Consider the following 13,544-nt stretch of genomic DNA (forward strand, 5'->3'; position numbering starts at 1 on the left):
AGTTACGCGAACGGTCAATCCTTCTTCTCCGCACCGTAAAAATTCTCGTACCGCGCGATGTCGTCGGCACCCAGATAGGGGCCCGACTGGACTTCGATCAGCCGTAGCGGAACCTTTCCGGGGTTCTCCAGACGGTGCTTCTCGCCCAGGCCGATGAAGGTCGACTGGTTCTCGTGCAGGATCGTCGTCTTTTCCCCGCATGTGACCTGCGCTGTGCCCTCCACCACGATCCAGTGCTCGGCGCGATGGTGGTGCATGTGCTGACCGATGCGCCCGCCCGGCTTGATCATGATGTGATTGACGAGAAAGTCCTCGCCGCGATCGACCACTTCGTAGCTGCCCCAGGGCCGGAACACGACCGTGTGTTCCATCGGTTCGGTGCGGCCCTTGGCCTTCAGCTTGTCGACGATCGCCTTGACGTCCTGGGCATGCCCCTTGTCGGCGACCAGCACCGCATCCTTGGTGGCGATGACGACGAGATTGTCGACGCCCACCATCGCCGTCAGCGTCTTCTCGCTGTGGACGAAGGAGTTGCGGGTGTCGTGCACCACGACATCGCCCTGCAACACGTTGCCGGCTTCGTCCTGGGGCCGGATTTCCCACAAGGACGACCACGAACCGACATCGTTCCAGCCGATCGAACACGGCACCACCGCAGCGCGGTCGGTTTTTTCCATCACTGCGTAGTCGATCGAAATGTTCGGCGCCTTGCCGAAGTTCTCTGCGTCGAGGCGGATGAAATCGAGATCGCGCACGGCTTTCGCCACCGCTTCGCGCACCGGCGGCAGAATGTCGGGCGCGTGCTTTTCCAACTCTTCCAGCATCACGTCGGCGCGGAACACGAACATGCCGCCGTTCCAGAAATAGCTGCCTTCGGCGATGTAGCGCGCGGCAGTGATGACGTCCGGCTTCTCGCGGAAAGCGCGCACTTTGTAGGCGCCCTCGGCTTCGGCGAGCGCGTCGCCGCGCTCGATATAGCCGTAGCCGGTTTCGGGCGCGGTCGGCTCGAGACCGAACGTAACGATGTTGCCGGCTTCGGCGGCCTTTACCGCTTTGGCGAGCGCCGCACGGAAGGCCGGCTCGTCGCCGACCACGTGATCGGACGGAAACAACGCCACGATCGCTTGCGGATCGTTCTCGCCCGCGATCAGCGCGGCGACGGCGGCCGCGGGTGCGGTATTGCGGCCCATCGGCTCCAGCACGATGGCGCTCGGCGCCAGGCCGATTTCCTGCATCTGTTCGGCAACCAGGAAGCGGTGATCGTCATTGCAGATCAGGATCGGCGACGCCGCACCGGGAACGCCGACGCGCGCCACGGTCTCCTGGATCATGGTGCGTTCGCCGTGCAGCGGCAGAAGCTGCTTGGGCAGCGAACCCCGCGACAGCGGCCACAGCCGCGTGCCCGAACCGCCGGACAGGATCACCGGATAAATCGTCATGCCGAGAAAACCTTACTTGTTCGCGGGCGCACCATAAGACGTCGGAGCCGGTTTTGGAATTGCCTCTACAGGTTAACGGTCAATGCCGCTTCGATGGAGGCGAGGAAGCCGTGATCGGGGCGCGGGCGGTCGTCCTGCAGGCGGCCTTCGACGTCCATGCGCCAGCGCCATCCGGCAAAGTCGAGCGGCAATGACACCCGCGCCACCCCCATATTCACGGTCACCGGCGCAGCGGTCACTGCATTGCCCAGAAGATTGGCCGGGGTCGACACCTGTGCGTGGTGATAAGTCAAGGTGAAGCTCCGCGCCGCATCGTCGGTAAAGGCGCTTTGCACCGAGAACAGGCGGCTATCGCTGTCGAGACTGAAGCCGAGCGTGCGGCCGCGATAGCGCATGCCGTCGACATAGCTGTAGTTGTTGTAGGCGATGCCGTGCTGCACGGTGTCGCCGAACAGGTTTTGCGTCGCGACGCTATCGGTGTACTCGACGGTCAGGCGCCCCACGCCGTCGTGAAGCGGCAGGAACAGACTGCCACCGAACTGGTGACTGGTGGAGGAATGCGAGATCGGATTGGTGTCCTCGTTCATCGCCTGGGTGTAGACCTCGAATCCCCAATGCGCGAACGAGCGGCTGTAGCGGATGTCGATATTGCCCTGATCGTTGACGATGTTGGTGTGTTTGGGATCGTTCGACAGGTTGAAATAGCCCGTCAGCGGCTTGCAGGGATGGCCGGTGCCGCACATCTCGTCGATACGCGCCAAACCGATTTCAAGATGCGGAATCGGACTGAATACAAACCGCAGCCCGTTGTAGATCGTGTTTTTCGCGACGCGTTTGCCGCCGAGCTGGCCGACGAAGAATTCGATCTGGTACGGCCCCAGCCACGACAGCAGCGGCGTTTCGAACGGCGTTGTCGAAACCCGGGCAAAGCCGACTTGCGGAATCGGCCGCGCATTAGTGGACGCCGACAGCGCCGAAATCCATCCCGGCCCCCACCAGTGATCGAGATAGCCGGCATACACCACCGCATCGCCGATGCGCTGGGCGATATAGGAGCCGTCGGGATCGAGAATCTGCCGGTCGCCTTTGGTGGTGCTCCGTGCACCGCGTGCGAGATGCAGTGCCGTGCCACTCCACAGATAGTCGACGACGAACTTGCCTTCCAGCGTCTGCCGTCCGAGCGCGTCGAACCCGCGTACCATGCTCGGCGAGCTCGCCGTATCAAAGGTGACGGCCATCTTGAGTTCGCCCGTGCGCGTCTCTTCGGCGCCGCGCGCGCGCAGCCGATGCGCCGCCGCGCGGATGTAATCGGGAGCGCCTTCGAGCGAAGCCGTATCCAATCGGTCGAGGAGACCCGCCCACGGCACCGGCCAATGGGTGGTGATGTTGTCGACCACACCGGCACCCGCGAGCAGTTCGATATCGGTCCGCAAAGCGGCGTCACCCGGCTCGGCCCACGGCCCTGCGGCCGCCGAGGCCGCAAACAGCAGTCCGATTCCGGCAAGCCGAATCCGCATGACGTCTCCTGGGGCGCTTTTCGGAAAACCGAAACCGGATTTCGCTGGAAAGCGCAGCTATCGAAGAAGCCGGACGCCTGCGGCACCGACCAAGCTAGAACGCGACCAATGTGCGTAATTCACAAGACCGGCGTCAACGCCCGACCGGCACACAAACGAGCTGTCGTTGCGTCAGTGCGGAGCACAAAGTTTGCGCCGCTTTGCGGCTCGGCACGGTGGTCCTGAGACGCCATAGCCGCTCCTTGCCGGATCGGTCCACCGGACTGGCGATCGGCGTCAGTCCGCGCAAAGCATCCCCAGATGCCGCGGAAATCTTGTCCCAGGCCGCGCGGGCCGAGGCCTCGGTCTGAAACGCACCGAGTTGCACCAGCACCGGCTTGGCACCCGCGGGGACGGGCATTTCGATCACCGGCTTTGTCGCGGATGGTTCCGCGGAGGTCGGGATGATCCCGCTGTCGTCCTGCGACGGGCGCAGGCCCGATTCGGTTTTGGCGGGCATCACCGCCGTCAGACTCTCCGCCGCCGGTGTAAAACCGGGATTGGCGGACAATGCCTTTTGGAAGTAATCGCGCGCAGTATTCGCGTCACCTTGCTGTTGCGCGATCAGACCGAGGCCGTAATAGGCGTTCTCGCGCGCCGCGCCAGGACACTTGAGCGCCGCCGCATAATCGCGCTTAGCGGCGTCCAGGCGGCCGCTGCGGCGGAAGGTGTTGGCGCGACTGTTCAAGGCCGAAGCCAGCCCCGGATCGAGACGCAACGCGGCGCCGTAGTCGGCCACCGCCGCACGCATATTGCCGAGACCGTCATAGGCGAGGCCGCGATCGTAGAACGCGCGTGCCGCGTCGGCATGGGAAAGCGCCTTTGACGCAAGCGCATGCGACAGTTGTTCGACAGCCTCGCCATAGCGTCCAGCCTGCTCCAACGCGACGGCTGATTCGATCTGCGCACGCGCAACGCTTGCCGCCGACGGCGCCGGAGCAGGCGCTGCCAGCGCTGTCATCATGATGGCAATGCACGCGAGGCGACCAAGGCGCACGCGGCCCCTCCGAAAAAAACAGGTATTCCTATTGCGAGTAGACGCAAACCGCTCCGATATGCGAATAGAGAGTGCAGAACACGTCAACTTACGCACAGGTTCCTATGACAACTCCCCGCCCCGTCCGCAAAGCAGTCCTGCCCGTTGCCGGCCTCGGCACGCGATTCCTGCCGGCGACGAAGGCGGTCCCCAAGGAAATGCTGACGATCGTCGACAAGCCGGTGGTGCAGTATGCGGTCGAGGAAGCCAAGGAAGCCGGCATCGAGCAGTTCGTGTTCGTCACCGGCCGCGGCAAGCAGGTCATCTCCGACCATTTCGATCACGCTTACGAGCTCGAATCGCAACTTGCAGCGCGCGAAAAGACCGACCAGCTCAACAGCCTTCTGGAGATGCTGCCAAAGACAGGTTCGGTCGGATTCGTGCGTCAGCAGAATCCGCTCGGCCTCGGTCATGCGGTATGGTGTGCCCGCCATTTCATCGGCAACGAGCCCTTCGCGGTGCTCTTGCCCGACGACCTGATGGTGGGAACGCCCGGCTCGGTGGCGCAGATGGTGGAAGCCTATAACCGCGTCGGCGGCGGCTGCATCGTCGCGGCGGAAAACAAGACGCGCGAAGAGACCAAGCGCTACGGCGTGGTCGATCCCGGCGCCAAGAACGGCAATGCCACGGAAGTGAAGGCGCTGGTCGAGAAGCCCGATCCCGACAAGGCGCCGTCGACGCTGTGCATCATCGGCCGTTACATCCTGCAGCCGGAAATCTTCGGCATCCTCGACAGCCAGGAACGTGGTGCCGGCAACGAGATCCAACTCACCGACGCGATGGCCAAGCTGATCGGCAAGATGCCGTTCCACGCGGTGGAAACCCATTGCGAACGCTACGATTGCGGCGACAAGGTCGGCTTCCTGCACGCCAACATCGCGGTCGGCCTCAAGCGCCCCGACATCGCTCCGGCGCTGCGCGCGATCCTGAAGCAGTACTCGAAATAGCGCCCGGCCAAGCCGCAGACTGAAGCTTACGGTTCGCGCATGCCTTCGTCGGCGGTGCGCAGGATCGGGTTCATTACATACGACGCGATGGTGCGTTTGCCGGTCTTGATTTCGGCGCTCAGCACCATGCCGGGGCGCACGCGCAAACCGCGCTTGGCGAGTTCCGCCAACGGCGTCAGCAGCCGCACGCGGGCGTGATAGACGAGCTGGGTCTTTTCGTCTTCCTTGAGCGGCACCGAATCCGCGCTCAGAACGTCGAGCCGTCCGTCGATGGTGCCGTATTTCTGGAATGGATAGGCTTCCAGCTTCACCCGCACCGTATTGCCGACCTTGAGATGCGAAACGTCGCGCGCCGGCACATTGGCTTCGGCATAGAGATCGGCGCCGTCGGGCACCAGCGTGACCAGCGTCTCGGCCTCTTTCATCACCGACCCGACCGAGCGGTCGGCGATTTCGAGCACCACCGCGTTCGCAGGCGCGCGCAGGTCGGCGTATTCTTTCATCTGGCGGGCCTTGTTCAGGGTTTCTCTCGCGTCGGCGAGGTCCTGCCGGGCCTTGACCAGTTGCTGGTTGTGATCGCTGCGCCACTTGTCGAGGAACGACGCCCGCTCGGCTGCCGTCTCGGCACGCTGATCCGTCAGCTTCTTGAGGTCGCCCTGGGTGTTCTGCAGCCGCATCTGGACGTCGATGGCGTTCGATTGCGCCTTCATCACGTCGAGCGGCGCGCCGGCCTTCTGTGCCACCAAGCCCTGATAGATGCCGACCACCTTGTTGGCCATGCCGAGCTGATTGTTGAGGCCGTCGACCGCCGACACGTCGGCCTTGATCTGCGCATTGAGCGCGCTGATGCGGCTGTTGCGCTGCGCGATTTCGGCGGCGTAGGACGCCTGCTCCTGGGTGTAGATCTGTCCCTGGGTCTTGCGCTCCGGCGGATCGTCCGGCGCCGTCGTGAACGGCAGTCCGCCCAGCTGCGCTTCCAGCCGTTCGACTTCGGCCGAAGAGGACTTTACCTTGTGCTCGAGCGCGGCGACGTCGGCTTGGGCGAAGGCGGGATCGAACGAGACGAGGATCTGGCCCTTTTTGACATGGTCGCCCGGCAGAACCCTGATCTGCTGAATGCGCGACGTCGTATACGGGCTCATCACGATCAGCGGCGTCCTGGTGGCGATCTTTCCCTGCGCCACCACGATGCGGTCGAGCGTACCGACGATCGACCAGATGATCGCAAGCCCCAGAAAGGTCAGCACGGCGTAAAGAGCGATATGCGCGGACAGCGGAACGGGCGCCTCTTCAAGCGCCTCGGCATCGGTCTTGAACGCATGCGCTAGCTGGCTGTCGGGATCGACGCCACCGAACATCTGGTCGATGGTGCGGTCCGACCAGGCGTGGAACCGCTTGAACCGCTGGGCGGCGGCATAGATGAGGTCTGACAGATACCGGTTCATTCGGGCCTCTGCATCTGCTGCGACCACAACAGCCGGTAGACCGGGTTGCGTTCGAGGAGCTCGCTGTGGCGGCCCATATCGGAAAGCTCGCCGTTTTCGAGCACGAGGATCGCGTCGGCGGCGCGGATGGTCTGCAGCCGGTGCGAGATCACGATCGTGGTGCGGCCCTTGGCGATCTGGGCGAGATTCCTCACCACGATGGATTCGGAATCGGGATCGAGCGAGCTGGTCGCCTCGTCGAAGATGATGATGCGCGGCCGGCGCAGCAGCGCGCGGGCAATGGAGAGGCGCTGCTTCTGGCCGCCCGATAGGTTGACGGCACTTTCTTCGAGCAGCGTGTCGTAGCGCTGCGGCAATTGCTGGATGAACTCGTCGGCGCCGGCGACGCGGGCCGCCTGGACGATCTCCTCGAACCCCGCCGTCGGCAGGCCCATGCGGATGTTGTCTTTGATGGTGCCCCGGAACAGGAACGGCTCCTGCGGCACCACACCGATCTGGCTGCGCAGATAAGCAAGATCGATATCGCGGATGTTATGGCCGTCGATGCGAACCGCGCCTTCGCCGGAATAGTAGAGGCCCTGCAACAGTGCCGACAACGTCGTCTTGCCCGAGCCGGAGCGGCCGACGATGCCGATCATCTTGCCGGCGCCGATCTCGACCGAAAAGTCGCGCAAGGCCGGGCGGTCGGTATTGGGATAGCGGAAGGTGACCCGGTCGACGACGATGTCGCCCTTCAGGTTGGGCGTCAGGCCGCGATGGGTCTGCTCGGTCGGCTGGTTCATCACGTTGCCGAGCATTTCGACGCTCATCAGGACTTCCTGATAATGGTTCAGAAGGCCGATCAGTTGCAGCACCGGGCTGACCACGCGCCCCGACAGCATGTTGAACGCCACCAGACCGCCGACCGTCAGCGAGTTGTCGAACACCAGGAAGGCGCCGATCGCGACGATGGCGATCGTCATCGACTTTTCGGTGATCTGCGAGAACGTATTGGCGGCGAGGCTGATCTTGCCGACCTGGACGTAGGTGCGCACCGCTTCGGCGGCGGCGTTGTCCCATTCCTCTTCGCGCCGCGGCTCCAGATTCAGCGACTTGATGGTGCGCATGCCGTGGATGCTTTCCACCAGCAGCGACTGGCGCTGGGCTTCCGCCTGATAGAGATGGCGCAGGCGCTTGCGGTACGGCCCGATCATCGCGGCAATGGTAAGCCCCAAGATCGCGGTGACGCCGAGCACGACCAGCGTCAGCCGCATGCTGTACCACATCAGAAGCGGTAGGAAGACGAACAGCGCCGGCATGTCGAGCAGCACGGTCAACAGCCGCCCGGTGAGGAACTCGCGGATCTGGGTCGCCTGCTGCATGTGCTTGGTGACGACGCCGGCGAGCTGCTGCTCGAAGAAGGCAATCGGCAAGGCCACGAGATGGCGGAATGTTCGTCGCGCCAGGCGAATGTCGATGCGGCTGGCTGTATTCAATATGAAGAAGCCGCGCAGCCACGACAGCATGCCGTCGAATATAACCGCGACGATCACGCCGGTGGTGATGATGGTCAGCGTCGAGATCGACAGATAGACCAGCACGCGGTCGATCACGATCTGGAAGAAGATCGGCACCGCCAGCGCCAGGAAATGCATCGCCAGCGCCGCGATCACCACGTTACGCAACAGAACGCGCTGGTTCCACAGTTCCGGCACGAACCAGCCGAGTCCGAAGCGCCGGTTGGTGTCCGACATCTTGTAGACGCGCTTCAGCAGGATGATCTCGCCGGTCCAATATTCCAGGAACTCGTCCTTGGGAATCGGGAACAGGTTGGCTTCGGGCACCCGCGGATTGAACATGACGACATGTTCGCCCTCGGGCGGGGGCTCCAGCCCCGGCTTGGCCTGGAGCGTGATGCCGGTTTGCAGCAGCACGACATAACCGCCGGTCTTCAGCCGGGCGAGGAACGGCGTGAGTTTGGCGAAGCGCTGCAGACGCTCCCAATCGAGTGTGTGAACCTGAGCCTTCAGGCCCTCCGCACGGGCGGCGCGCGCCAACTCTTCGGCGGCCGGTTCTACATCCTTGCCATAGACATGCAGCAGGCGCGGGACGCTCCAGTCGAGCTGGAAATGGCGCGCGACCGCGGCGAGGGCCTTGTAGCCGGTCTGCTCGCAGGCCGACTGGCCCGCGTCCCCGCCCCCATTCTCATGCGCCAAAGAAACCGTTTCGGTCATGCCCAACTGCCCTGCCTGCTTGGGGGCAATATACAACCCGAACATGCAGTGGGGCTGAGGCGCCCCGTCGCGGGGCGTTACGAATCTGACAGGTGCTCTGGCCGGTTAACGGCGGTCTCAAAGCTTACGGGAAGGGCGGTTTGGGCCGTTCGACGGGAGGGAAAGGCTCATTCGCCGCAGCAATCGGCTTCGCCGGCTCCGGAGCCTGCGGCGTGACGGGCCGCGGGACCGGCTGGGACACCGGCGATGATACCGGCGCCGGCGCTGCGGCAGTTCCGCCCTGGGCCGCCCGTTCCTGTTCCAGCTTGGCGATCGCTTCGGCCGCCTCGGAGAAGCGGCGAGCCGCCATCAGGAAGGCCTCCGTCGGCATGAATAAGCGATGTTGAACCGCCGGCTTGGGGCGCGATCCGGCCTCGCCCTCGTCCGGAATGAAAGTGATGAAATCGAGCCGCACGGTGCCGCCCACCACCACGATGGGACCGATGCCGTCGGCAAAGACCTGTTCGCTCACGCGCCGCTCCGCAGAAATACCGCGCGCCAGTGTTACGGAACGGAGACTTTTAATGCAACCGGCGAATGACCGCCTCAGGTTTCGGATATTTCATCTCTATACGGACGATAACTGCCGCTGCGTCACCGCCTTTGACGGCTTGCGCATTGCCGTCGGCGACTGATACGCGTGCATCATGGTCGACAAATCCCTCTACGCCTCCGCCGACACCGCGGAAGTCTGGCGCATGGTGCTGGAGTTCCTGGTCCGGTATCGACGCGCGCTTCTCGTCGGGGCGGCCGCGGGCCTCCTGGTAGCGACGATCTACGCCCATCTCGCGGCGCGGGTCTACGACGTCGCGTTGACGGTGACGCCCACGGCGCAGAACGGGACATCCTCGCTCAAGAGCCTCGGCAATCTCGGCAGTGCGCTTGGCATTGCCAATCCGCTGGCGAGCCGCAACGATCCGTTCGACTATTACCTCGCCGGCCTGACGTCACGGGTCGCAACCGAGCGGTTGGTGCGCGATCAGGATCTGATGCACGCGCTGTTTCCCAAGGAATGGTCGCAGGACACCCGTTCCTGGCATCCGCCCCACTCGCCCATGCGCACCGCGGCCCGCAGCGTTGCCGAACTGCTCGGCTTCCCCTTGCGGTCCTGGACCCCGCCCGATGCGGCACGGCTGCAGGATTACGTTAAGAAGAACGTCTCGGTCGATACCGACAAGAAAACCCGCATCACTCGCATCTCGATCCGCTCCGAGCATCCGGAAACGGCGATCCGCCTCCTTACCGACCTGCACAATGCGATCGACGGATACTTGCGCGACCGCACCATGGTGCGCGCCACCAACTACATCGACTACATCAATCGCGAGCTCAACAAGGTCACCATCGCCGAATACCGCCAGGCGCTGATCGACACGGCCTCCGAGCAGGAAAAGTTGCGCATGGCGGCGAGCTCCAACCTGCCGTTCGCAGCGGAGCCGTTCGGCAATTCCGAGGTCTCGACCAAGCCGGTCGCTCCCAACGTGCCACTGCTATGGGTATTGGGCGCGTTCCTGGGCGCGGTGATCGGCGGGGTGTGGGCGCGCTTCGGCGTTCCGATGGTATTCGCTCGCCGCCGCAACCAAGCCTCCGTCCGCCAAATGGTGGAACCATAGTGCGCACGGTTCTGTCTCTCTGCCATCCGCGCAAGCCGGGCCTGCTCGATCACGCCGAGACGATCGTGCGCTACGGACGGATGTTCGACCCCGAAGCGCGCTACGAGCGGATCTCGCGCTTTCGCGATTTGAAGAAGCTGCGCGGCGACCGGGTCGTCGTGGTGATTTGGGACAATTCGCCGGCGTCGCTCGCACTCGCCTGGGCCTGCAAGCTGCGCGGCGCCAAGATCGTCTACTATCTGCACGAGCCTGGCGGCCTAGGGCAGAAGCTGGTGAAGGACGATCCGCTCGTCTACAGCTTCCTCGCCGCATACGCCGAGCTCAGCTTCCGCGGCGTTGCCGATCTCGTCGCGGTGCCTCGCTACGACCGCATGGCGCACGGCGACGTGTTCCTGCCGCTGCCGTTCTGGGAGGAGCGCCCCGCGCCCGCACCGGTGGCGAACCGCATCGGCTTCATTGGGGCCCGCCGTCATCACCGGCTGCAGCATGTCTTCGCCGCGCTCGAACCGGCGATCCGCGCCGAAGGATTCGTCCCGGCCTACTTTCCTGCCCCGGAGGGCGGCGCCACCGAGGCCGACAAGTTCGCGTTTCTCGCCGGTTGCGCCGCGGTGTGGAATCCCTACGGCGTGCCGCTCAACCAGTCGGGCGTCACGCTCGATGCCGCGATGAGTTCGATCCCCGTCATCGGCACCGCGTTCGAGCCGTTCCGCGAAGCCCTGAAACGCCTAGGGTTGTTCTACGAGTTGCGTTTGTCGGAAGGTCCCGAAAGCCTTACCGATCAGCTTCGGGTGATCCTGCTCCGCTTGGCCACCAAAACCGATCGCAAGCCGGTCGATGCAACCGCACGCTCCGAACTCGCCGGCGCCGCGATGTTCCAGCGCCGCTGGCTGCCGTTCTTGCAGTCGGTCTAGCCGCGCAACGACCGGATGAACGCCGCGAGCGAACGATCGACATAGCTTCGCGCTGACGCCGACCGGTTGGAGGTGGTGTCCTCCAGTGCGGCAATCACCGTCTGCGCCATCGCGTGCGGATCGGGAGGCCATTCGAGCACGAACACCTGCCCGGCAAAGCCGTCGAAGACCGCATCGGTGCCCCAGCGCGTGGTAATCAAGCTGCGGCCAGCAAGAAGCGTCTCGACCGACTTCATCTTGAGGCCGCTCGAAGGCCCGACCGGCGCCACCATGGCTCCAACCGCGCTGTAGAAATCGGTCAGCGTCGGCACCCTGCCGATCAGGCGCGCACCGCCGTTCGCCAGCGCCGCACGAATATCCTCCGGCGCATCGCGGCAGATTGCACCGCCGACAACGAATTCTATGCCGGCATCGCGCAACGCCGCCAGGAAGCGCGGCTCGGCCAGAATGCGCAGGGTTGTGAGATTGATGTCGTTGCCGCTGCCGGCAAAGAAACCCGCCGTGCGCGGCCGCGGGCCTGCCGCCAAGGCAATGAGCTCCGCATGCTGGGGCGGAACGCTGGGGATCACCGGCAGGCGGACACCGTATAGCCGGTGAAATTCGTCGGCATCGAATTGCGAAATGGCCGCGTTACGGATCGGTGCCCGCACCACGCGCGCTTCGTCGGCCGCGCGCAGACTGATCCATTTGCGCAGCCCGATGCGGCGATGGCGGTCGGCCATGACATCGCCGAGATTGACCGTGACCTTGTCGCCGAACCGGTCGAGTCCGAGCAGTAGAACGCCCCAGGCGTAGTAGCAGAAGATGCGATCGTAGCTGCCCATCCGCAGCAGAGGCGTCTTCACGTAAAACGGAAAGCTGTCGGCGATTTGCAGCTTGCAGGCGAGCAATGTGCCGGAGGCCTGCCACGCCAGCGCGTTCGCACGGGCGATCCGCGCAAACGGTCCCCGCATGGCACAGGCCCGGATGCCGCGTTCTTCCAGCCACGCTTGTGCATCCCGCGGTGACGCAAACAGGGACAGGACGTCCAGCCGCGAGAATTCCCCGGCCATTGTCTTCAGCAGCGTTTCCTGGTGCTGCGTCATGCCGTTCGACGTGCGCCCGTCGATGGGGCCGATATAAAGCGCCCGGCTCACGTCGGCACCGGCCGCAGGCGGCTCCGCATCGTCGTCATATGGGCGACGATACGCGGGGTCAGAACGATGGTCCCGAAGATGAGCAGCAGAAGGAGATAGGAGTAGATGTCCTGGATGCGCGAGCGAAGCATGTAGATGCACATCAGCCCGACGAAGATGCGCGTCGCCGGAAGCTGCAGCGCATTCAGCACCGCGTTCACCAGCCGCAGTTCGGCAGCGGCGATCACGCCGGCCACCAGCGCCACGGCCAGCGAAGGGCGGTAATAGATCATCTCGCCGAGCCAGGTGTAGACCGAGACGGACTCGAAGCTGCCGTCGTCGCTCGGATAGATGCACAGCGTCATCTCGACGTTGAACGAGAACACGCTCTTGTGGACGAGAAATCCCGGCAGAAATTTCTGCAGGAACTGACCGATGAAGCCGGGCACCGTGCCGTTGCCGCAACTCGCATCGTTCAGCATGCCGAGATTGATGAACGGCCAGATGACCGAATCCGCCATCGGGTTGGAATATTGGGTGGTGGCCATGTCGCCGCGCATGATCGACGCGACCTCGTAAAGCCCGAGCGCGACGGTGCCGCCGACGATCAGGCGGAACAGCGTCAGCCGTCCCGAACCGGCGAACAGCGCGAAGGCACTCATCAACAGCATGCCGCGCGAGGCGCCGGACTGATAAAAGATGCACAATGCGGCTACCGCCATCATGCCGAGACGAAAACGCGTCTGCGACCGGCGCGCCAGATCGACCAGCACGAACGGCATGAACACCATCAGGTCGCCGATCAGGTTGACGAGACTGCGTCCTTGTCCCACCTCGGCATCGGTCTTGGCGATGGTCACGTCGACCGCGTTGGGATTGAGAAACACGTTCTGCGTCAGCATCTGCTTGCCGAATGCCGCATCGTAAAGCGTGAACAGCACGGCGACGGCCATCAAGCCGATCGAAATATCCGCGCTCAGCCATTTGGGGTCGGCGTCGTCGCGCGCCGTCGCCTCGAGCAGCGTGCGACGGTCGTTCCAGCAGAAAAAGAGGATCGGCAGCACGGCGAGAAGGGAATAGGCGGCAGCCGCCGGACCGAGGATCACAATCGCGGGAACGCCCCAGCCCGCAAGCCCGAACATGACGTACCAGCTGACGGGCCAAGTCCTGAACATCGTGCGTTCGTTAGCGTGAAACCGTCATCGCGATCAAGCCGCGCGATTGCTGCCG

General features: G+C 64.0%; 11 protein-coding genes. 3 read left to right on the forward strand and 8 right to left on the reverse strand.

Features of this window, described 5'->3' with window-relative positions; all coding sequences use genetic code 11:
* Positions 1 to 14: 14 nt before the first annotated feature.
* From FHS84_RS07285 to FHS84_RS07295, 3 genes are all read right to left on the reverse strand, one after another.
* The gene (locus FHS84_RS07285; RefSeq protein ID WP_166932416.1) at positions 15 to 1,439 is read right to left on the reverse strand and encodes a mannose-1-phosphate guanylyltransferase/mannose-6-phosphate isomerase; all 1,425 of its coding nucleotides are present in this window, start codon (positions 1,437 to 1,439) and stop codon (positions 15 to 17) included.
* 65 nt (positions 1,440 to 1,504) lie between these two features.
* Positions 1,505 to 2,956 carry a capsule assembly Wzi family protein gene (locus FHS84_RS07290; protein WP_166932418.1) on the reverse strand — a complete coding sequence of 484 codons (1,452 nt, stop codon included), beginning with the start codon at positions 2,954 to 2,956 and terminating at the stop codon, positions 1,505 to 1,507.
* 133 nt (positions 2,957 to 3,089) lie between these two features.
* Positions 3,090 to 3,992 (reverse strand): tetratricopeptide repeat protein, encoded by a 903-nt coding sequence (locus FHS84_RS07295; RefSeq protein ID WP_166932420.1) that lies wholly within the window; start codon positions 3,990 to 3,992, stop codon positions 3,090 to 3,092.
* Between the two features lie 104 nt (positions 3,993 to 4,096).
* Here FHS84_RS07295 and galU point away from each other — a divergent pair, with 104 nt between their 5' ends.
* A complete protein-coding gene (gene galU / locus FHS84_RS07300) occupies positions 4,097 to 4,978 on the forward strand; it encodes a UTP--glucose-1-phosphate uridylyltransferase GalU (protein WP_166932422.1) in 882 nt (293 codons plus the stop codon).
* A gap of 26 nt (positions 4,979 to 5,004) precedes the next feature.
* Here galU and FHS84_RS07305 read toward each other — a convergent pair whose 3' ends face one another.
* The 3 genes from FHS84_RS07305 to FHS84_RS07315 form a co-directional block, all read right to left on the reverse strand.
* Positions 5,005 to 6,423 (reverse strand): HlyD family type I secretion periplasmic adaptor subunit, encoded by a 1,419-nt coding sequence (locus FHS84_RS07305; protein WP_166932424.1) that lies wholly within the window; start codon positions 6,421 to 6,423, stop codon positions 5,005 to 5,007.
* A complete protein-coding gene (locus tag FHS84_RS07310) occupies positions 6,420 to 8,636 on the reverse strand; it encodes a peptidase domain-containing ABC transporter (RefSeq protein WP_166932426.1) in 2,217 nt (738 codons plus the stop codon). Before FHS84_RS07310 ends, FHS84_RS07305 begins: the two co-directional genes overlap by 4 nt.
* A gap of 124 nt (positions 8,637 to 8,760) precedes the next feature.
* On the reverse strand, positions 8,761 to 9,147 hold the full coding sequence (locus tag FHS84_RS07315) for a hypothetical protein (protein ID WP_166932428.1): 387 nt from the start codon (positions 9,145 to 9,147) through the stop codon (positions 8,761 to 8,763).
* 175 nt (positions 9,148 to 9,322) lie between these two features.
* On the opposite strand from FHS84_RS07315, the gene FHS84_RS07320 reads away from it, so the two are divergent.
* Both FHS84_RS07320 and FHS84_RS07325 read left to right on the forward strand, forming a co-directional pair.
* Positions 9,323 to 10,288, forward strand: a complete 966-nt coding sequence (locus tag FHS84_RS07320) for a GumC domain-containing protein (protein ID WP_166932431.1) — start codon at positions 9,323 to 9,325, stop codon at positions 10,286 to 10,288.
* On the forward strand, positions 10,288 to 11,199 hold the full coding sequence (locus tag FHS84_RS07325; protein ID WP_166932434.1) for a hypothetical protein: 912 nt from the start codon (positions 10,288 to 10,290) through the stop codon (positions 11,197 to 11,199). Before FHS84_RS07320 ends, FHS84_RS07325 begins: the two co-directional genes overlap by 1 nt.
* On the opposite strand, the gene FHS84_RS22215 is transcribed toward FHS84_RS07325, so the two are convergent.
* Positions 11,196 to 12,335 carry a glycosyltransferase gene (locus FHS84_RS22215; RefSeq protein ID WP_166932438.1) on the reverse strand — a complete coding sequence of 380 codons (1,140 nt, stop codon included), beginning with the start codon at positions 12,333 to 12,335 and terminating at the stop codon, positions 11,196 to 11,198. The two genes, FHS84_RS07325 and FHS84_RS22215, sit on opposite strands and share 4 nt — an antisense overlap.
* Positions 12,332 to 13,489, reverse strand: coding sequence for a hypothetical protein (locus FHS84_RS07335; RefSeq protein ID WP_166932441.1), 1,158 nt, complete (start codon positions 13,487 to 13,489; stop codon positions 12,332 to 12,334). The genes FHS84_RS22215 and FHS84_RS07335 overlap by 4 nt, the downstream gene beginning before the upstream one ends.
* Positions 13,490 to 13,544: the final 55 nt, after the last annotated feature.

This window comes from Rhizomicrobium electricum (assembly GCF_011762045.1).
GTDB classification, from domain to species: Bacteria; Pseudomonadota; Alphaproteobacteria; order Micropepsales; family Micropepsaceae; genus Rhizomicrobium; species Rhizomicrobium electricum.

Coding starts and splice junctions, on each gene's coding strand:
- FHS84_RS07285 (WP_166932416.1), bottom strand. CDS start 1,439: ATGACGATTTATCCGGTGATCCTGTCCGGCGGTTCGGGCACGCGGCTG.
- FHS84_RS07290 (WP_166932418.1), bottom strand. CDS start 2,956: ATGCGGATTCGGCTTGCCGGAATCGGACTGCTGTTTGCGGCCTCGGCG.
- galU (WP_166932422.1), top strand. CDS start 4,097: ATGACAACTCCCCGCCCCGTCCGCAAAGCAGTCCTGCCCGTTGCCGGC.
- FHS84_RS07305 (WP_166932424.1), bottom strand. CDS start 6,423: ATGAACCGGTATCTGTCAGACCTCATCTATGCCGCCGCCCAGCGGTTC.
- FHS84_RS07310 (WP_166932426.1), bottom strand. CDS start 8,636: ATGACCGAAACGGTTTCTTTGGCGCATGAGAATGGGGGCGGGGACGCG.
- FHS84_RS07320 (WP_166932431.1), top strand. CDS start 9,323: ATGGTCGACAAATCCCTCTACGCCTCCGCCGACACCGCGGAAGTCTGG.
- FHS84_RS07335 (WP_166932441.1), bottom strand. CDS start 13,489: ATGTTCAGGACTTGGCCCGTCAGCTGGTACGTCATGTTCGGGCTTGCG.